Origin of the sequence: uncultured Sphingomonas sp. (genome assembly GCF_913776855.1) — a bacterium.
Classification (GTDB): Bacteria; Pseudomonadota; Alphaproteobacteria; order Sphingomonadales; family Sphingomonadaceae; genus Sphingomonas.
The window spans coordinates 114,140-132,669 of record NZ_CAJYQD010000032.1; the positions used below are offsets into that span (position 1 = coordinate 114,140).

At 67.1% G+C, this 18,530-nt stretch carries 17 protein-coding genes; 11 read left to right on the forward strand and 6 right to left on the reverse strand.

Annotated elements, in window-relative coordinates; genetic code table 11:
* Positions 1–46: 46 nt before the first annotated feature.
* Entirely contained in the window at positions 47–766 is a 720-nt protein-coding gene (locus tag QZ755_RS09085) for a Crp/Fnr family transcriptional regulator (RefSeq protein ID WP_294322072.1), read from the reverse strand.
* Between the two features lie 139 nt (positions 767–905).
* On the opposite strand from QZ755_RS09085, the gene QZ755_RS09090 reads away from it, so the two are divergent.
* From QZ755_RS09090 to QZ755_RS09120, 7 genes are all read left to right on the forward strand, one after another.
* Positions 906–1,481, forward strand: a complete 576-nt coding sequence (locus tag QZ755_RS09090) for a NifU family protein (protein ID WP_294322073.1) — start codon at positions 906–908, stop codon at positions 1,479–1,481.
* Positions 1,478–2,071 carry a malonic semialdehyde reductase gene (locus QZ755_RS09095; RefSeq protein ID WP_294322127.1) on the forward strand — a complete coding sequence of 198 codons (594 nt, stop codon included), beginning with the start codon at positions 1,478–1,480 and terminating at the stop codon, positions 2,069–2,071. The genes QZ755_RS09090 and QZ755_RS09095 overlap by 4 nt, the downstream gene beginning before the upstream one ends.
* 7 nt (positions 2,072–2,078) lie before the next feature.
* On the forward strand, positions 2,079–2,696 hold the full coding sequence (gene tsaB, locus QZ755_RS09100) for a tRNA (adenosine(37)-N6)-threonylcarbamoyltransferase complex dimerization subunit type 1 TsaB (protein ID WP_294322075.1): 618 nt from the start codon (positions 2,079–2,081) through the stop codon (positions 2,694–2,696).
* Positions 2,693–3,175 (forward strand): ribosomal protein S18-alanine N-acetyltransferase, encoded by a 483-nt coding sequence (gene rimI, locus QZ755_RS09105; protein WP_294322076.1) that lies wholly within the window; start codon positions 2,693–2,695, stop codon positions 3,173–3,175. Before tsaB ends, rimI begins: the two co-directional genes overlap by 4 nt.
* 90 nt (positions 3,176–3,265) lie before the next feature.
* Positions 3,266–3,679, forward strand: coding sequence for a MucR family transcriptional regulator (locus QZ755_RS09110; RefSeq protein WP_294322078.1), 414 nt, complete (start codon positions 3,266–3,268; stop codon positions 3,677–3,679).
* 88 nt (positions 3,680–3,767) lie between these two features.
* Positions 3,768–4,190: a Fur family transcriptional regulator gene (locus QZ755_RS09115; RefSeq protein ID WP_055759600.1), complete on the forward strand. Its 423-nt coding sequence runs from the start codon at positions 3,768–3,770 to the stop codon at positions 4,188–4,190.
* A 5-nt stretch (positions 4,191–4,195) separates the two neighbouring features.
* Positions 4,196–4,927 (forward strand): lysophospholipid acyltransferase family protein, encoded by a 732-nt coding sequence (locus tag QZ755_RS09120; RefSeq protein ID WP_294322080.1) that lies wholly within the window; start codon positions 4,196–4,198, stop codon positions 4,925–4,927.
* A 56-nt stretch (positions 4,928–4,983) separates the two neighbouring features.
* Here the strand turns inward: QZ755_RS09120 and QZ755_RS09125 are convergent, their stop codons facing one another.
* Positions 4,984–5,910, reverse strand: a complete 927-nt coding sequence (locus QZ755_RS09125; RefSeq protein ID WP_294322082.1) for a Gfo/Idh/MocA family oxidoreductase — start codon at positions 5,908–5,910, stop codon at positions 4,984–4,986.
* A gap of 66 nt (positions 5,911–5,976) precedes the next feature.
* A complete protein-coding gene (locus QZ755_RS09130; protein WP_294322083.1) occupies positions 5,977–6,732 on the reverse strand; it encodes a molybdopterin-binding protein in 756 nt (251 codons plus the stop codon).
* A gap of 62 nt (positions 6,733–6,794) precedes the next feature.
* On the opposite strand from QZ755_RS09130, the gene map reads away from it, so the two are divergent.
* From map to QZ755_RS09150, 4 genes are all read left to right on the forward strand, one after another.
* On the forward strand, positions 6,795–7,622 hold the full coding sequence (gene map, locus QZ755_RS09135; protein ID WP_294322085.1) for a type I methionyl aminopeptidase: 828 nt from the start codon (positions 6,795–6,797) through the stop codon (positions 7,620–7,622).
* 194 nt (positions 7,623–7,816) lie between these two features.
* Positions 7,817–8,155: a P-II family nitrogen regulator gene (locus QZ755_RS09140; protein WP_294322087.1), complete on the forward strand. Its 339-nt coding sequence runs from the start codon at positions 7,817–7,819 to the stop codon at positions 8,153–8,155.
* A 90-nt stretch (positions 8,156–8,245) separates the two neighbouring features.
* Complete coding sequence (gene glnA / locus QZ755_RS09145; protein WP_294322089.1) at positions 8,246–9,658, forward strand: type I glutamate--ammonia ligase; 1,413 nt, start codon at positions 8,246–8,248, stop codon at positions 9,656–9,658.
* A 351-nt stretch (positions 9,659–10,009) separates the two neighbouring features.
* On the forward strand, positions 10,010–10,954 hold the full coding sequence (locus tag QZ755_RS09150; protein ID WP_294322091.1) for a metallophosphoesterase: 945 nt from the start codon (positions 10,010–10,012) through the stop codon (positions 10,952–10,954).
* Here the strand turns inward: QZ755_RS09150 and QZ755_RS09155 are convergent.
* The 3 genes from QZ755_RS09155 to QZ755_RS09165 form a co-directional block, all read right to left on the reverse strand.
* A complete protein-coding gene (locus tag QZ755_RS09155; RefSeq protein ID WP_294322092.1) occupies positions 10,944–12,368 on the reverse strand; it encodes a TIGR00366 family protein in 1,425 nt (474 codons plus the stop codon). The two genes, QZ755_RS09150 and QZ755_RS09155, sit on opposite strands and share 11 nt — an antisense overlap.
* Positions 12,369–12,440: 72 nt before the next feature.
* Positions 12,441–16,601, reverse strand: coding sequence for a translocation/assembly module TamB domain-containing protein (locus tag QZ755_RS09160; protein ID WP_294322094.1), 4,161 nt, complete (start codon positions 16,599–16,601; stop codon positions 12,441–12,443).
* Positions 16,598–18,475 carry a BamA/TamA family outer membrane protein gene (locus QZ755_RS09165; RefSeq protein ID WP_294322129.1) on the reverse strand — a complete coding sequence of 626 codons (1,878 nt, stop codon included), beginning with the start codon at positions 18,473–18,475 and terminating at the stop codon, positions 16,598–16,600. The genes QZ755_RS09160 and QZ755_RS09165 overlap by 4 nt, the downstream gene beginning before the upstream one ends.
* Positions 18,476–18,530: the final 55 nt, after the last annotated feature.

Below are 18,530 nucleotides of genomic sequence, written 5' to 3' on the forward strand. Positions count from 1 at the left end.
ATAAAGCTGGACCGGGCGGTTCGTTCAGCCCCGGCTCAGCTTCCCCTCAACGTTCCTCGCGTCGCAGGTACAGATAGGAATCGTCGAACTCGGCCAGCGCCATCAGGCCTTCCAGGTCGTGGATCGTCACCCGGCGCCCGCGCAGCTCCATCAATCCCCGCTCGCGCAGATCGCGCAGCGTGCGGTTGACATGGACCGGGGTGAGGCCGGTGCAGTCGGACAGGTCGGCCTGGGTCAGCGGCAGCGCGAAGCCCGTATCGTCCGCCTCGCCGATCAGGCCCAGTCGCACGCGCAACTCGCAGACCAGATGGGCGATGCGCTGGATCGCGGTACGCCGGCCCAGCGACAATTCCCATTCGCGGTGGATCGCGGCGTCCAGCGCGGTCAGGAACCAATAGACGCGCGACAGATGCGGCTGCGTCTCGGTAATCTCGGTCAGCTTCGCGTGCGGCACCAGCACCACCCGGCACGGCGTCAGCGTCATGACATTGTGGTCGAGCTGCTTCAGCGAAAAGCTGTGCAGGTCGAGGAAATCGCCCGCGACATGCAGCTCGGTGATCTGCCGCTCGCCACCCGGCAGATCCTTGTAGCGGCACATCAATCCTTCGAGCAGCAGCGTGCTGGACGTCAGCCGTTCGCCGGCGCGGATGCAGGTGTCGTGCGCGGGCAGCGTGCGAACCTCGCCCAGCGACGACCGGATGACCCGCTCCTCCTCTGACGAAATCGTATCGCGCGCGCGCAGTTTCGCCAGATGCGTCTCGATCACCGGTAATCGCCCCTCTTGCAAGATCGTTACGCTGGTAGCGTAGCACCGTGGCATAGGCAACGCAGGCACCGCCCCCAGGGAACACAGCGTTTCCCTGCGTGCCCTTGATCCCCCGTGCCCATGCGGCCACATGGACGCCATGTTGATCGAAACCGAATCCACGCCCAATCCGGCGACGCTGAAATTCCTGCCCGGCCAGGTCGTGATGGACGCGGGTACCCGCGACTTCGCGTCCCCTGAGGAAGCGGAGGCATCGCCGCTCGCCACGCAGCTGTTTGCGCTGGGCGATGTGGTCGGCGTGTTCTTCGGCCGCGACTTCGTATCGGTGACCAAGGCACCGGGCAGCGAATGGTCCGACCTGAAGCCTGACGTGCTGGCGCTGCTGCTCGACCATTTCGGCGGGCGGATGCCGTTGTTCCATGCGACCGGCACTGCCGGCTTTTCGGTCCCGGCCGAGGACAGCGGCTTCGTCGACAATCCGGAAGATGCCGATATCGTCGAACAGATCAAGGAACTGATCGAAACGCGCGTGCGCCCGGCGGTGGCGAACGACGGCGGCGATATCGTCTATCGCGGATTCGATCAGGGCAAGGTGTATCTTCAGCTGCAGGGGGCATGTTCGGGCTGCCCGTCGTCCAGCGCGACATTGAAGAACGGTATCGAGCAGTTGCTCAAATATTATGTCCCCGAAGTCACGGAGGTTCGTGCAGTCTGATGGCAAAACTCGACGACCAGGCGCTCGACACGCTGTTCCGCAGCGCGCGTACTTTCAATCACTATACCGACCAGCCGGTCGACGAGGCGACGCTGCACGCGATCTGGGACTTGGTGAAGTGGGGGCCGACCAGCGCCAACCAGCTGCCCGCGCGGATCGTGTGGTGCGTCTCGGCCGAGGCCAGGGAGAAGCTGGCCGCCTGCGCCAGCGGCACCAATCCGGACAAGATCCGCGCCGCGCCGGTGACCGCGATCATCGGCATGGACACCGAATTCCACGAACACCTGCCCGAGCTGTTCCCGCATACCGACGCGAAGTCGTGGTTCGACGGCAATGCCGAGCTGCGTCAGGCGTCCGCCTTCCGCAATTCGTCGTTGCAGGGCGGGTATCTGATCCTCGCCGCACGCGCGCTGGGCCTCGACACCGGGCCGATGTCGGGCTTCGATGCCGGCGCGGTGGACAAGGCGTTCTTCGCCGACACGCCGTCGGTCCACGCCAACTTCATCACGACGCTGGGCTATGGCGATCCGGCAAGCCTGCACCCGCGATCGCCCCGCCCCGATTTCGCCAAGTTCAACCGGATCGCCTGATACAGCCGTGCGGACGCTGGTCATCGAAACCGCAACCGCCGCCTGCTCGGTCGCGTTGATCGAGGACGGCGTGGTGATTGCCCGCGACCATGTCGTCGTCGGGCGCGGTCATGCCGAACGACTGGTACCGATGATCGCCGAACTGCCCGACCAGGGGCGCGCCGATGCGATCCTGGTCGATTGCGGGCCGGGCAGCTTCACCGGCGTGCGTGTCGGGCTGGCGGCGGCACGTGGCCTGGGCATCGGGTGGGGCGTGCCGGTGCATGGCTATTCGTCGCTGGCGCTGATCGCCGCCGCCGCGCTGGCCGAACAGCCCGGTGACGCGATCGTCGCGGTGCTGGACGGCGGCCATGGCGAGGTGTTTCAGCAGGGCTTCGACGGCGCGCTGGTCACTGATGGACCGGCGGTGTCGCGCAAGCCGCAGGATGCGGTGGCGGCGCTGGGCGGACGGCGGGTGGTCGGACAGGGACTGGCGCGATTGCGGACGGTGGACTACGGCATGCCCACCTGCGACCGGTTGCCCGATGCTGCCGACGCCGTGCTGCTCCCGGCGGCGCAGGCGACCCTGCCCCCCGCCCCGCTCTATGGTCGCGCGCCCGATGCGGTGCCGAGCGTACGCGCATGACCGATACCTGCGTCGCCCTCGTCCTTGCCGATGGCACCGCCGCCGATGTCGGTGCCGTCGACCGGGTGATGCAGGCAGCGTTCGATCCCCGCTTTGGCGAGGCGTGGACCCCGGCGCAGTGCCTGGGAATGCTGTCGCTGCCCGGTGTCTGGCTGACGCTGGCGCGTACCGGCGACGCGCTGGTCGGGTTTGCGCTGACCCGCGCGGTCGCCGACGACGCCGAACTGCTGCTGATCGCGGTGCTGCCCGATCATCGGGGGCGCGGCGTCGGCCGGGCGCTGCTGCGTCGTGCGATCGACGATGCCGCCGCGCGCGGTGCCGTACGACTGTGCCTGGAGATGCGGGCCGGCAACGACGCCACCCGCCTGTATGGCAGCGAAGGCTTCGCCAAGTGCGGTGAACGGCGCAACTATTATGCCGGACGCGGCGGCGACCGCTTCGACGCGCATACCTATGTCCGGCCCATCCCCCTCCCATAAACAAAACATGCTGTTTATATTGTTGCGATGATTGCCTCGTCCGGCGATAGCGTTCCCAGCCATTTGTACGGCTGCGTAGCGAGGAAAGATATGGAAATGGACGCGGAGCGGGGCGAGGCGCTGATCGCATTGACGGCTGACATCGTTGCCGCGCATGTCGGCAGCAACACGATCGACGTCGCCGAGATTCCGGCGTTGATCCGCAGCGTGCATGGCGCGCTGGCCGGGCTGGGAACGGCGGCAGAGGCACCCGCGCCGCGCCCCGAGCCGGCGGTGGCGATCCGGGCATCGGTCAAGCCCGACTATATCGTCTGCCTGGAGGACGGGCGGAAACTGAAAATGCTGAAGCGGCATCTGATGACGCATTACAACCTGACGCCCGAACAATATCGCGCGAAGTGGAACCTGCCGGCCGATTATCCGATGGTCGCGCCCAACTATGCCGAACAGCGCCGGACGCTGGCCAAGCAGATCGGCCTGGGTACGCAACGCCGTACGGCGTGAGCCGGCGGCACGCGTTTACCGGCTTTCGCAGGCGCGCCCGGCACGCTAGAACGCGGGGAACTTTCCCCGTCTGGACGTACAGGAATTCATGCCCCGCAAGATCGATCTCGAAGCGCTGTGTCATCAAAAGGGGCTGCGGATCACCGAACAGCGCCGCGTCATCGCGCGCGTGCTGTCCGAAGCCGACGACCATCCCGATGTCGAAAAAGTATATGAGCGCGCCTCGACGATCGATCCGGGCATCTCGATCGCGACCGTCTATCGCACCGTTCGCCTGTTCGAAGAGGCCGGAATTCTCGACCGCCACGACTTCGGCGACGGCCGCGCCCGCTATGAACCCTCGCCCGAGGCGCATCACGATCACCTGATCGACGTCGAAAGCGGCCGGGTGATCGAATTCGTCGATCCCGAACTGGAACTGCTCCAGAAACAAATTGCCGAACGCCTGGGCTTCCGCCTCGTCGACCACCGCATGGAACTCTACGGCGTCAGCCTCGACCGCAAGGATTGACGGCCGTGACGCTGCCCGCGCGGTTGCGGTTGATCGCACGGGCGGGTGGGATGCTGGCGGCGCTGATCGCCTATCTGGTCCTGCACGGCAGCTGGCAGCTGTTGCGGCTGCGCTCGCCTTGGCCGCCGCGCTTTCTCGGCCGGATCGCATCGATCGTCGGAGTGCGGACGACCATCATCGGTGCGCCTGTTGCGCGCGATGTCCTGTACCTCGCCAATCATCAGAGCTGGATCGACATCCTCGCCATCGCCGGGGCCAGCGGTAGCGCGTTCGTCGCCAAGGGCGAGCTGCGCGACGCGCCGCTGGTCGGGTGGCTGTGTACGCTCAACCACACGCTGTTCGTCGATCGCGGCGACCGGCTGGGTGTCGCGCGGCAGATAGATACGCTGCGTCAGGCGTTGCTGGCCGATCATCCGGTGACGGTCTTTCCCGAAGGCACCACCAGCGCGCCGGGCGAATTGCTGCCGTTCAAGGCAGCGCTGCTGGGTGCGATCGACCCGCCGCCGCCGGGTTTGCGGGTGCAGCCGGTCTATCTCGACTATGGCGATGCCCACGAGGTCGCGTGGCTGGGCGACGAACCGGGTACGACCAACGCCGCGCGCGTGCTGGCGCGTGCCGGACGGATCGCGCTGACGATCCATTTCCTCGAACCGTTCGACCCGGCGGGCATGGGGCGCAAGGCAGTGGCGAACCGCGCGCGGGATGCGATAGCGGCGGCGATGACGGAGGCGCCCTAGCCTCATCCGTCACCCCAGCGCAGGCTGGGGTGACGCTCTTGCAGGCGACGGGAAGACTACTCGCTGAATTCCCCGACCGTCACCCGCCGCCCGAGCAGGAACGCGTCGTTGACATGGACGAACGGCGACAGGTCGACATCGCTCTGCCGGTCGCGCAGGCACTCGGCGAAGCGGCGGTACAGCCGGGCATATTCGGGTTCGTCGCCGATATCGACTGCGATTCCGTCGACCGCCATCTGCGACGCGCCCATCGACAGTTTCAAGGTGCCGTCGTCGGTTTCGACATCGACGTCCCAGGTCTGCGGTCCGGTCTGGTCGAAATCGAACTCTACGCGGACCGGCACGCCCGCCGTATCGGTGAAGTCGAGATCGGCGGCGATCGGTGCGTCGCGGTTGGATGGGAAGCGCAGTTCGGCGGCGTCGAGCAACAGCGGGCGCGGCAGGATGCGGGTAATGACCGACAGCGCGTTGATCCCCGGATCGAATACGCCGATGCCCGGTTCCCAGATCCAGTCCTGCCCCGGATGCCAGACGCGAACGTCCTCCTTCCAGTTGACCGCGACCCGGCGGATATTGCGCTGCGTCAGCCACTGCCGCGCCGGCTCGACCGCCGCCGCCTCGCGTGAATGCCATGTCGCGAACAGGACCCGGCGGGCACGTTCGGCGGCCTGGGCGAATGCCTGCGCCTCCGACAGGGTCGCCGCCGGCGGCTTTTCGATCATGATGTCGAGGCCATGGTCCAGCGCCTGCTGGATCAGCGACAGCCGCCCGCGCGGCGGGGTGCAGATCGAGATCGCCTGCACGTCGGGCATTGCCGCCATCATCTCGGCAATGGTGCGGAACCCCGGCACCTCCTCGGGCGGGGTGTGGCCGGTGACGGCGGCGACCAGTTCGAAATCCGGGCTGGCGGCAATGTGCGGAATATGCTGATCGCGCGCGATCTTGCCGATGCCGGCCAACGCGATGCGGGTCGGGGAAGCCAAAGTCCTACTCTCCTGCCGATTATTTGTCCGACTTATCGAGCGCGCAGGACCGTGGCAAGCGGTGCTTCAGATTCCGTCGGCAACCGTGTCGTGCCCGGCGGCACGCAACCGCGCGGCCAGATCGGCGAGGCACGCATCGACCAGCGCCGCATCGGTCGCGCGAACGACGAAATTGGCACCGGTGCGGCCTTCGCGGAAGAACGGATAGCTGCCGATCGCCACGCCGTCATGCGCGCGCTCCACGTCGCGCAGCGTGCCCGCGACCTCGCTCTCCCCCACCCAGCAGCCCAGCGTTCCGGATACGACCGGCAGGCCGCCCTCCAGCGTACCGGTCAGGCTGTCGAGCATCGCCGCCGCAATATGGGGCACGCCGGCCATAACGAAGATATTGCCGATATGGATGCCGGGCGCACCCGACATGCGGTTTTCGATCAGTTCGCCGCCCTCCGGCACCCGCGCCATGCGCAGGCGTGCGTCGGTCAGCCCGCCGCGCGTGGTGTAATAGTCTTCCAGGATCGCCCGCGCGCGCGGATGGACGATGACCGGAACACCCAGCGCCGCCGCGATCGATTCAACGGTGATATCATCATGCGTCGGCCCGATGCCACCTGTGGTGAACAGATAATCGTTGCGTGCGCGCAGCGTGTTCACCGCCTCGACGATCGCTTCCTCCCGATCCGCGACGACGCGGACTTCGGACAGGCGGATGCCCTGCACGTTCAACCACGTCGCCAGCTGCGCGACATTCTTGTCCTGCGTCCGGCCGGAGAGAATTTCATCCCCGATGACGAGCAAGGCGGCGGTCCAGATGCGATCGGTCATGCCTTCGCATAGCGTGGGGACGTGCCCTCGCCTAGCGCGCGTTCGTTGCCTATATGGGCGTGATGACCGACTATCAGACCGTCACCGCCGATATGCCGCTCGCCCGGACCGGCGCGATCAAGCTGCACGATGCCGCCGGGTTCGAAGGAATGCGCCGCGCCGGCCGGCTTGCCGCGCATATCCTTGATGAGATCACCCCGCATGTCGTGCCGGGCGTGACCACCGCCGAACTGGACGCGACCATCTATCGCCTGATGCGCGAGGGCGGCGCGGTGCCCGCCACGCTCGGCTATCGCGGCTATGCTCATTCAACCTGCATCTCGATCAACCATGTCGTGTGCCACGGAATCCCGTCGGACCGGACGCTGAAGGACGGCGACATCGCCAATATCGACGTTACGCCACTGCTGGATGGCTGGCATGGCGACAGCAGCCGCACGTATCTGGTCGGCGATGTGCCGATCAAGGCGCGCAAGCTGGTCGACGTGACCTATGAGTGCCTGATGCTGGGCATCGAACAGGCGAAGCCCGGCAACCGGATGGGCGATGTGGCCCACGCGATCCAGCGCCATGCCGAATCGCACCGCTATGGCGTGGTCCGCGATTTCTGTGGCCATGGCCTGGGACAGCTGTTCCATGACGCGCCCGAGGTGATCCATGCCGGCCGCCCCGGCACCGGCCCCGAGCTGCGCCCCGGCATGTTCTTCACCATCGAGCCGATGATCAATATCGGCCGGCCGGACGTGAAGATGCTGGACGATGGCTGGACGGCGGTGACGCGCGACCGGTCGCTGTCGGCGCAGTTCGAACATTCGATCGGGATTACCGAGGATGGCTGCGAAATCTTCACGCTCAGCCCCAAGGGGTTTACCAAGCCGCCGTATCTGTAAACTCCTCCCTGTGCCGAAGAGGATACTATTGCCCGAAAAACCGGCACCCTGCCCCTTCTGTGGGCAATATCGACAGCCTCGCCCCAATCCCCGATGATCCTGCCCAAGGCGAATCGCCGGTTGGCACGGTTATTGTTTAACGGGATGCTAACGACCCGTCCGGGTCGTCACGTCCGAGGGGATCGGCAGGGCGCATGAAGAAGATCGAGGCCATCATCAAGCCGTTCAAGCTGGATGAGGTGAAGGAAGCGCTGCACGAAGTCGGCGTCAGCGGCATCACCGTGACCGAGGCCAAGGGTTTCGGCCGGCAGAAGGGCCATACCGAACTGTATCGCGGCGCGGAATATATCGTCGATTTCCTGCCCAAGGTGAAGCTGGAAGTGGTGGTCGAAGACGGCCTGGCCGAGCGCGTCGTCGAGGCGATCGCGCAGGCCGCACAGACCGGCCGCATCGGCGACGGAAAGATTTTCGTCATTCCGGTCGAGACCGCCTTGCGCATTCGCACCGGCGAGCGCAACGACGACGCGATCTGACGCAACGCAGCATTATTTCGATTCGAGGGGCGTTCCGGGGCGATTGATTGCGCCGGAGCGTGGGGTTTAATCCAGAAAGGGCAGTTTCCGATGGCTATTACCGCCAGCACCATCCTGAAGCGGATCAAGGACGAAGAGATCGAATGGATCGACCTGCGCTTCACCGATCCCAAAGGCAAGTGGCAGCACCTGACCATGGTCGCGTCGATCCTGGGTGAGGACGAGCTGACCGACGGCCTGATGTTCGACGGTTCGTCGATCGAAGGCTGGAAGGCGATCAACGAGTCGGACATGGTGCTGAAGCCCGATCTGGACGCGGTGTACACCGATCCGTTCTCGGCCACCCCGATGCTGGTCATCTTCTGCGACGTGGTCGAACCGTCGACCGGCGAACTCTATGCCCGCGACCCGCGTTCGACCGCGAAGCGCGCCGAGGCGTATCTGAAGACCACCGGAATCGGCGACACCGTCTATGTCGGCCCGGAAGCCGAATTCTTCATGTTCGACGACGTGCGGTTCGAAAACAGCTATTCGACCAGCTATTACAAGATCGACGACATCGAACTGCCGGGCAATTCGGGTCGCGAATATGAAGCGGGCAACATGGGCCACCGCCCGCGCGCCAAGGGCGGCTATTTCCCGGTCGCGCCGGTCGACAGCGCCGTCGACATCCGTGGCGAAATGGTCACCACGATGCTCGAAATGGGCCTGCCCTGCGACAAGCATCACCACGAAGTCGCCGCTGCACAGCACGAACTGGGCCTGACGTTCGGCACGCTGACCACGACCGCCGATCGGATGCAGATCTACAAGTATGTCGTGCACCAGGTCGCGCACGCCTATGGCAAGACGGCGACGTTCATGCCCAAGCCGATCAAGGAAGATAACGGCTCGGGGATGCACACCCACTTCTCGATCTGGAACGGCGGCAACCCGCTGTTCGCCGGCGACGGCTATGCCGGCCTGTCGGACATGTGCCTGTACTTCATCGGCGGTATCATCAAGCACGCCAAGTCGGTGAACGCCTTCACCAACCCGACGACCAACAGCTACAAGCGGCTGGTTCCGGGCTATGAAGCGCCGGTGCTGCTCGCCTATTCGGCCCGCAACCGGTCGGCATCGTGCCGCATCCCGTACGGCACGGGTCCGAAGTCGAAGCGCGTCGAAGTCCGCTTCCCCGACGCGATGGCCAACCCGTATCTCGCCTATGCGGCGCTGATGATGGCGGGTCTGGACGGCATCCAGAACAAGATCCATCCGGGCGAGGCGATGGACAAGAACCTGTACGACCTGCCGCCGGCAGAACTCGCCCAGGTCCCGACGGTGTGCGGTTCGCTCCGCGAAGCGCTCGACAGCCTCGAAGCCGATCACGACTATCTGCTGAAGGGCGACGTGTTCTCGAAGGACCAGATCGAGGCCTATGTCGAGATCAAGCGCGGCGAAGTGGCGCGGTGGGAAATGACCCCCAGCCCGGTCGAGTATGACATGTACTACAGCGCCTGAGGTTGCCGTGCCGACAACCGGTGGCACGCAAGCGTGCCACAGGCGCTGTCGGCCGGCCTCGCCCACGGGCGAGGACCGACGACGTGGCTTCGCCACGTCGCGCTGAGACAAGAGAAAGGCGCCGGTCAAATGGCTCGGCGCCTTTTTTGTTCGCGGTGGGCACTGTTGCTCGCTCCCCACGATCGTCCTGCCAGCGCAGGCTGGCATCTTCTGGTACGAGCGCACCACGCCAGCCGCGAGAGACCTCAGCCTTCGCTGGAGTGACGAATTGTGGAGCCGCCCACCGCCACACAAACGTCACATCCCCGTGGTCAAGCAACGCCGACCACCCGCGACAGGAATCGCCCGCCCATGACCGTCCTTCTCGACCGCCGCACCCTGCTCGGCGGCTTTGCCATCAGTGCCGCTACCTTTGGTGTAGCGCCGGCACAGGCGCGCGCGGTGAAGGGCTGCACCTTCGCGGTGCTGGGCGACTGGGGTCGGGACACGCCCGAACAGCATCATGTCGCCGCCGCGATGGGCCGCGCGGCAGCGGAGGCACGCAGCGATTTCGTGCTGGCGATCGGCGACAATTTCTATAGTGACGGCGTGACCTCCACCAACGACCCGCTGTGGCAATATGTGTTCGAAGGGGTCTATACCCACCCGGCATTGCAGGTGCCGTGGTATGCGCTGCTCGGCAATCACGACTATCGCGGCAATCCGCAGGCGCAGCTGGACTATAGCGCGCACAGCAAGCGCTGGCGGATGCCGGCGCGCTATTACCAAGTGGCCGATGCGTCGCTGGCACGGGCGGACACCGAGCTGTTTGCGATCGACACCTCGCCCTTCGTCGAGCGCTATCGCGAGAATGACGGGATGATCGGCAGCAACACCCGGTCGCAGGATACCGCCAAGCAGCTTGCGTGGCTCGACCATGCGCTGTCGCAGTCGCGTGCCAAGTGGAAGCTGGTCACCGGCCACCATCCCATCCGGTCGGGCGGCAGTGGCCATGGCGACCAGCCGGAAATCATCGCGAAGGTGCTGCCGATCCTGAACCGCCATGGTGTACAGGCCTATATCGCCGGCCACGATCACGACCTGCAGCATATCCGCCGCGACGGGATCGACATGATCCAGTGCGGCGGGGGCATGGAGGCGCGCCCGGTCCAGCCGGTCGAGGGCACCCGCTTCTGCCGCGCCGCCGCCGGTTTCGGCATGGTGCGGATCGCAGGCGACCTGTTGTCGTTCGACCTGCGCGACGAACGCGGCGCCAGCCTCTACGACGCGTCGGTGCCGGTGCGCGTCACGGCATGACCGGCGGAATATAGGGCAGCGTAAACGCCAGCGCCCAGAGGAGGAGCAGGACCAGCGGCAGGTGGACGATCAGCTGGAGGAAGCTGAACCCCACGATGTCGCGCGCCTTCAGCCCGAGGATGCCGAGCAGCGGGAGCATCCAGAACGGGTTGACGAGGTTCGGCAACGCCTCCGACGCGTTGTAAATCTGCACCGCCCAGCCGAGATGGACGTGCAGGTCGTTTGCCGCCTGCATGACATAGGGCGCCTCCAGCAGCCATTTGCCGCCACCCGACGGAATGAAGAAGCCGAGGATCGCGGAATAGACGCCCATGGTCAGGGGGAAGGTTTCGGTCGTGTTCAGCGCGACGAAGGCATGGGCGATGACATCCGATAGGGTCGATCCGTCCGCGCTCTTCGCAGTCGTCATCATCGCGGCAATGGCCGCGTAGAAGGGATATTGGATCAGGATGCCGGCGGTCGCGGGCACCGACCGCGCGAGTGCGTTCAGGAAGCGTTTGGGCCGCCAGTGCAGCACCAGTCCCGCCATCAGGAACAGGAAATTGTAGGTGTTGAGGTTGGAGATGGCGACCATCCATGATTGCCGCGCAAATTCCTGCACCAGCCAGCCTACTGCCAGCAGCCCGATCAGCACGGTGAGCAGCGGGGCATGTTCCAGCCATTCGCCAGGCTGGGTACGGGGCGGCAGGGCGTCGTCCTCGCGCGCTGGATCGATCCCCATGTCCTGTGCGGTCACCGCCGTCTCTCGACCGGGAGCGGATGCGACCGCGATCACCGTCGACACGACCACCAGGATCGCGGCGATCAGCATTGATTGCCACAGGAAGATCGTCTGGCTGAAGGGGATTACGCCGGTGATCGGCAGCAGGCCCGGCGGCAGGCTGGCCGGGTTCGCCTGTAGCTGGGCCGAGGAAGACGACAGCCCCATCGCCCAGGTCGCGCCCAGCCCCAGATACGCCGCCGCCCCGCCCGCGCGGTAATCCATCCTGAGTTCGGTACGCCGCGCCAGCGCACGGGTCAGGAGGCCGCCGAAGATCAGGCTCAATCCCCAGCTGAGCAGCGAGGACATCATCGTCGCGACAGCGATCAGGCCGATCGCGCCACGCCCGCTCTTCGGGATCAGCGCCAGCCGGTCGATCAGCCGCTGCATCGGTGCGGAGGTCGCGACGACAGAGCCGCCGATGGTGACGAACGCCATCTGCATGGTGAAGGGGATCAGCGTCCAGAACCCGTCACCGAAGCTCTTCGTCACTGCCGTGACCGGGGCGCCATTGGCCAGCACCGCGACCGCGACGACCACGACCGCCAGCGCCACGAACACGAAGGCGTCGGGAAACCAGCGTTCGGCCCAGTCGGTGAAGCGCAATGCGATGCGGGCAAGGCGGCCATCGGTGGCAGGGGCGGCAGCGGGCATCGGCGTCTCCGGTGATTCGCAGATACTACGAACCGCCCGGCCAATCGTTGCGCTACCGGTTCGACTGCCGGGTCAATAATCGCGGGAAATGCGGACGTTGGTGCTTTGCCGGCCGATGGTGGAAATGGAGGCGAGCAGCGACAGCCAGCGTGTGACCTGAAACTCGATACGGGTGGCGGAATAGCCCTGCCCGTCGGTCACGATTTCCGCATAGAAGCGCCGCGTCAGATATTTGCCGGCGGCGACCGAGGTGCCCTGCCCCGTCTGCGGATCGGCAGGCAGGATGCGCAGGCGGTCCAGCCCGGCGGCACGGCGCACCGCGTTGATCGGGTTCAGCCCGCCCTCGCCATTCTGCAGCGCGGCGACGGCGGCGGCCAGCTGCAACGCCTCCGGCGCGGACAGGTTGGTGATCGAAGTGCCGAACAGCAGCCGCGACAACAATTCGTCCTCGGGCAATGCCGGCACGCTCTGGAAACTGATCTCCGGCCGGGTCGCGGTACCGGCAACGCGGATGGTGGCGTTCAGCCCCTGCGTGTCGGCATTGGCGACGATGTCGAGCGCAGGGTCCGCCGGGCTTTCGCCATTGAAGCGCAGCGCGCCGCGATCGACCCGGAACTCGCGACCGGCAAATTCATAATCGCCGCGGATCAGGTCGGCGCGGCCGTTGATGATCGGACTGGTCGGCTCGCCAGTGATCGCCAGGTCGGCGGACCATTCGCTGGTGAGGCCGAGGCCGGTGACGATCAGGCCGCCCGGCGCGCGGGCCTTCAGGTCGAGCTTCCACGGGACGACCGCCGCGCTCGCTTCGTCATCGCCATCGGGGCGGTTGATTTCGCGGATGTTGAGGCGCGGGATCGGCGCGGTGGCGGTCGCCCGGCCCAAGCGATAGCGGCTGCCATCCATCCGCACTTCGCCCGAAATCATGCCGCCCGCGCCGTCGCTGCGCACCCGGATCGGACCGGTGACGGTGGCGCCGATCGAATCGGTGTTGATGAGGCGGGCGCGATCGGCGTTGAGCGACAGGTCGATGCCGAAGCCGCGCACCGCGGCGAATTCGAACGCACCGGTGCCCGTCACCCGCCCCTGCCGGCCGTCGTTCGCCGCGAAGCGATCGATCACCAGCCGCGATCCGTCGAACCGGCCCTGTGCTTCGACGCCGGTCAGCACGGTGCCGGTGATCGCGCTTTCGATGCGGGCGCCGCTGGAGCGGACCACCCCGCGGATGCGCGGATCGGCGAGGCGGCCGGTAACGTCGGCTCCGACCGAAACCGGGCCGGACAGGTCGAACAGCTCGATCCCGGTCAACCGCCACAGCGTATCGGCCGGACCGCCATAGCGCAGCTGCGCGAACAACGGTGCGTTGTTCAGCCGGGTGGCGAGGTCGCCTTCCCCCAAGGGCGACAGGCGCGCCTGCGCCCGGCCAATCGTCTTGCCGCCGCTGGCCATCACCGCGCGCACGCCGGCGCGGTTCGCGTCCAGGACCGCTGCCACGCCGACATCGATCGGGGTCGACGATACCACCAGCCCGGACCGGCTGAGGCCGCGAATGGTCAGGTCGACCCGCCCGCTGGGCGTCGACCCGCGCGTGGCAAAGGCGATCTTGCCCGACGCGCTGCCGCTCAACCCCAGCCCCGGATAGCCGATGTCGAGGACGGCGAGCGGCATCCGCGTGACGTCGAGCGCCAGTTCGGTGCTATCCGCCCCCACCGCGCCGCCGACCGTCGCGGTGCCGCCGGCAAAGCTGAACTGCGTCGGCGCCAGGCGCCAGCCATCCCCCTCGCGCCGGATCACCGCCGGGGTTTCCAGCTTCAGCGGCCGGCGGTCGAGCGTACCCTCCGCGCTGATGCGATATTCGTCGGCAGTGACCTGCGTCACGCTCTGGATCGAGAAGGCACGGCCGCGCGACCCGGCGATGGCGGCGCGGACTTCGCCGACGCCATCGACCAGCCTGGCACTGCCCGCCAGCCGCGCGATCGACAACTTGCCGCGCCGGAACCCCTGCGCGGTCATCGTCGCGTCGAGCGTGGTGCCTCCATCCGCCAGCACGATGCCCGCCTCCAGCCGTGCCCGCCGCACCGACCCGGCGACGCCCAGGCGCGCGCGGGTCGCTTCGAGGGCGATGTCGATCCGCTGGTCGCTGCCCTGTGGGGCGAAATCGATCGTGCCGGCGATGCCACCGCCATCGACGTTCAGCCGTCCGAGAAATCCATCCTCGACGATATCGACGCCGCCGGTGGCGCGGGTGCCGCTGACTTCCAGTTCGTCGACCGCGACGCGGGCGGTGCCGCCGCTCGGCAACAGGATGCGGCCATCGGCGGTGAACGGGCCGAGCCGCGAGCCACCGGTAGCGCGATAGGCGAAGCCCTCTGCCGTCGGATCAAGGTGCGCGACCACATCGGCGAGGCCCAGCGTCGCGTTGGGTGACGCGAAGCGCAGGTCCAGCGTCGGTTTGGAGATGTTGCCGTCGAGGATCAACTGGACCGGGCCGTAAGTCGTCTGACGTCCGCTTCCTTCGAAATGGAAGGTGCCGTCGCGCCGGCGATAGCCGTTGCCGCTGAGCGTCAGGCCGGGCGAGGTCAGCCGCAGCCCGCGCAGATAGAGTATGCCGTCCCTGCCCCGCTCCAGTCCGGTTTCGATTCGCGGCAGCCCCTGCGTCAGCGACCGGAAGAAGCCGTTGTCGAGTCGGCGGACCTGCGCCATGCCGCGCCCGACGATCCGCGTGCCGCCGCCCGGAATGGGGACGGCGGTCAACCGGGTCTGGACATCGACCAGCCCGAGGCCGGGGATCAGATAGCGTTGCAGCGCGCCGCTGATCCCGACCTCGTACCGGCCGGTGGCCAGGTCGAGCGTCAGCATGATCCGACCGTTCAGCTTGTCCGACCGCACGATCAGATCGTTGCCGACCAGCGTCTTCGCATCGACCGCCAGCTTGCCCGTCACCGACAAGTTGCGCAGGATGCCGCCCGCGACATCGCCGACCCCGGTGACGCGTGCCGCGGCGAGCCGGATTGGCACGATCACCGGCGCCTTCGAAAAGCGCCCCTGCCCCGCGGCAACCACCTGTTCGAACCCGGTCTGGTCGAACGCCAGCCGGCTTGCGCGCAGGCGATAATCGAACCGCGCGGTCGAAAACGCGCCGTCGAGGATCGCGCGCAGTTCGATGTCGCGCCCGGTCATGTTCGGGAACATCGCCGCCGGGCGCAGCAACCGCGCGCGCAGCCGCAGGTCGCGGAAGGCGCTGGTGCCGAGATCGACGACCCCCTGCGCCTCCATCGCCAGCGCCGCGCTGCGCAGGGCCAGCACGCCATCGATCCGGCGATCGGCAAAGGTCGCGCTGCCCGTCACGCGGACCTGCGGCGCGGTCAGCCGCTGGAGCTTGCCCTGCAGCAACGACGACGGGGCGAGCGTGCCGCCCAGCATATAGCGCCCGGCGCGCACGCCGAGCGTCAGGTCGATGATCCGCGCACGGCCGGCGTCCGCCACCGCCCGCCCGTCCCATGCCGACCAGCGCCCGTCGCCCGACACCTCGACCGCCAGGGGCCGGCGGATGCCGCTGGCGGTGGCGAGCAGTCCGTCGCTCACGCCCCGCGCGCGCAGGTCGATATCGAAGCGGTCGCGATCCGGTTCGGCATCGAGCCGCAGGCGCAGCCGGTCGCTGGCGGCGACGTCGAGCGCGAGGTCGACCAGCGCCCGGCCCGAGCGGACATCCGCCTGCCCGGCCAGCTTGCCGATCCGCGGCGTGCCGGTGACCGCCTTGGCCAGCTCGAGCCGCTCGACGCTCAACCGGCCGATACGAATGTCGAAGCTCGGCAGGATCGGCGTCTTGCGTCCGGTCGGCGTCGGCTGCGGCAGCTTGGCGAGGATCGCACGCGGAATGGTCAGGCTGTTAATCGACAGCCGGTTCGACAGGAATTCCCATGGCCGCCAATCGAGTTCGGCCAGCGGCGCGCGCAGGATCAGGCCCTTGGAATCATATATCCGCACATCGATCAGCCGCGCGCGCGTGTAGATCGACCCGTCGATCCGCCCGATGCGATAGCGCAGCCCGTTGGCGGGCTTCATCGTCGCGATGCGGTTCGCGATCAGCCGGTGGCCGGGGCCGGTGTCGATCACCACCAGCGCACCGGCGATCAGCACGACGATCGCCAGTACCAGCTGCAGCAGCCGCCGGCCCCAGCCGATACGGCGCTTCACCACGACCGGCGGCGGCGCTGCGACAGGTTCGTCGGTCAAAATGCCTGCCCCAGCGAGACATAGACCGCGACGCGCGGATCGCCACGTTGCGGGTTGATCGGCGTGCCGACATCGACGCGGATCGGGCCGAAGTTACTGTAATAGCGCACACCGATCCCGGCGCCGTAGCGCAGCCCCGAGAAGCGCGGCATCGTGGAGGTATAGATGTTGCCGGTGTCGAGGAACGGCACGACGCCGAAATTGCCAAACGCCTTGACCCGTGCCTCCAGCGAAAATTCGGCAAGGCTGCGCCCGCCGATCGGCGCGTTGTTGGGATCGCGCGGGCCGATATCCTGGAAACCATAGCCACGTACCGACGCGCCGCCCCCGGCATAGAAGCGCCGCGACGGGGCAACGGCATCGCGCGGCGCCCCCAGGATCGACCCGATGCGGGTGCGCGCCGCCAGCACGACCCGCGACGTCACCGGGCGGTACACGCTGGCGTCGACCTGTGCGCGGGTATAGCCGAACAGGTCGCCGCGCAGCGACAATTCGGGGCTGATCCGACCGCCCAGCCGGAACCCCTTGGTCGGGTTCAGCAGATCGTCCGACCCGTCATAGTTCAGGCTGCTGGGCAGCGCGCCGATGAAATAGGTGCGACGGCGCAGTTCGCCGGTCGCCACGATCACGTCGCGTTCGTCGGTCGCGAGCAGTTCGCCGCCCAGCGCCCAGGTCCACGTCTTCTGAAAGAAGATGTTGGTCTGCCGCTCCAGCCCACCCGACAGCGACAGCGTGTTCGCTTCGAACGCGTTGCGGACCAGATGCGTCACCGCCATCTGCGCGGTCAGCACCCGGTCGCGGCTATGGAAATTGTTGCGGCGGAAAGTCACCGCCGCCACCTGTTCGCGGGTGCCGAGGACGCCGCGCAGCGTCAGCGCGCCTTCGGGCGGGAACAGGTTGCGGTGGGTCCAGCTGGCCTCGACCCGCGCGCCTTCTCCGGTGCCATAGCCGATCTCGCCCGCGATCGTGCGCGGCGGCGCAGGTTCCATTGCGAGGTCGAGGTCGACGGTGCCCGGCGCCTGTCCCTCGACCGGGGTCAGGCGGACCTGCGACACCAGGCTGGTCTGCACGATCGCGCGGCGCAGATCGTCGACCATGGCCGAATCATAGGTTTCGCCTGGCTTGAACCGGGCGATATCCTGTGCATGGTCACCATCGAAGACGCGATTGGGCCGTGCCACGATCCGGCCGAAGCGCCGCTCGCCACCCGGCTGCACATCGACCTCGATCGTCGCGGTGCGGGTGGCGTGGTCGACGGTGATCTGTGGCTCGCCGACCTTGGCAAAGGGAAAGCCCTCGCGCCCGATCGTCGTTGCCAGCTTGCCCTGCGCCGCGACCACACTGTCGCCCTGTACCGGTGCCTCGGGCGTCAGGTCGAATGCCGAGCGCAGGTCGGCCGCCTTGTCTCCCGCAGCGGCGATGCCGGGCGTGCGGACCTGCGCAAAGCGGTACAGCTGGCCCGGCTCCACCTCCAGATACACGATCAGCCGGTCGCCTTCGGGCCGGACGCTGGTGGTGATGCGGGCGTCGAAATACCCTTCGTTGCGCAGCAGTTCGTCGAGCAGCCGTGCATCCTCGCGCGCGCGGCGATCGATCTGGGCGGCGTTCGACGGGTCGCCTTCGTTGGCGCGCAATGTCGACAACTCGTTGAAGCGCTGTCGGAACAGGTCGTTGTTGATGCTGTCGATGCCGGTGATGCGATAATTGTAGCGGAACTCGCCGCCGGTGCGCTGCAACCCGGTGGCAAGCGCCGGGTCGGTCGGCGCGGTCGACAGGTCGGGCCAGGCGACGCCGATGTCGGGCAGGTCAGCCAGCGGAGCCCCCGGATCAAGCGGCGTTTCCGGCGCAGCCGGTGCCGTCTGCGCAACCGCCATCGGACCCGCAAAAGCGAGCCATCCGGCGCTCAACAGCACGGCTAGCCGGCAGCTC

Bases quoted from the DNA above. Each gene is read 5' to 3' on its own strand.
- QZ755_RS09090 (WP_294322073.1), top strand. From the start codon at position 906: ATGTTGATCGAAACCGAATCCACGCCCAATCCGGCGACGCTGAAATTC.
- rimI (WP_294322076.1), top strand. From the start codon at position 2,693: ATGACCGATACCTGCGTCGCCCTCGTCCTTGCCGATGGCACCGCCGCC.
- QZ755_RS09110 (WP_294322078.1), top strand. From the start codon at position 3,266: ATGGAAATGGACGCGGAGCGGGGCGAGGCGCTGATCGCATTGACGGCT.
- QZ755_RS09115 (WP_055759600.1), top strand. From the start codon at position 3,768: ATGCCCCGCAAGATCGATCTCGAAGCGCTGTGTCATCAAAAGGGGCTG.
- QZ755_RS09130 (WP_294322083.1), bottom strand. From the start codon at position 6,732: ATGACCGATCGCATCTGGACCGCCGCCTTGCTCGTCATCGGGGATGAA.
- map (WP_294322085.1), top strand. From the start codon at position 6,795: ATGACCGACTATCAGACCGTCACCGCCGATATGCCGCTCGCCCGGACC.
- QZ755_RS09140 (WP_294322087.1), top strand. From the start codon at position 7,817: ATGAAGAAGATCGAGGCCATCATCAAGCCGTTCAAGCTGGATGAGGTG.
- glnA (WP_294322089.1), top strand. From the start codon at position 8,246: ATGGCTATTACCGCCAGCACCATCCTGAAGCGGATCAAGGACGAAGAG.
- QZ755_RS09150 (WP_294322091.1), top strand. From the start codon at position 10,010: ATGACCGTCCTTCTCGACCGCCGCACCCTGCTCGGCGGCTTTGCCATC.
- QZ755_RS09155 (WP_294322092.1), bottom strand. From the start codon at position 12,368: ATGCCCGCTGCCGCCCCTGCCACCGATGGCCGCCTTGCCCGCATCGCA.
- QZ755_RS09165 (WP_294322129.1), bottom strand. From the start codon at position 18,475: ATGGCGGTTGCGCAGACGGCACCGGCTGCGCCGGAAACGCCGCTTGAT.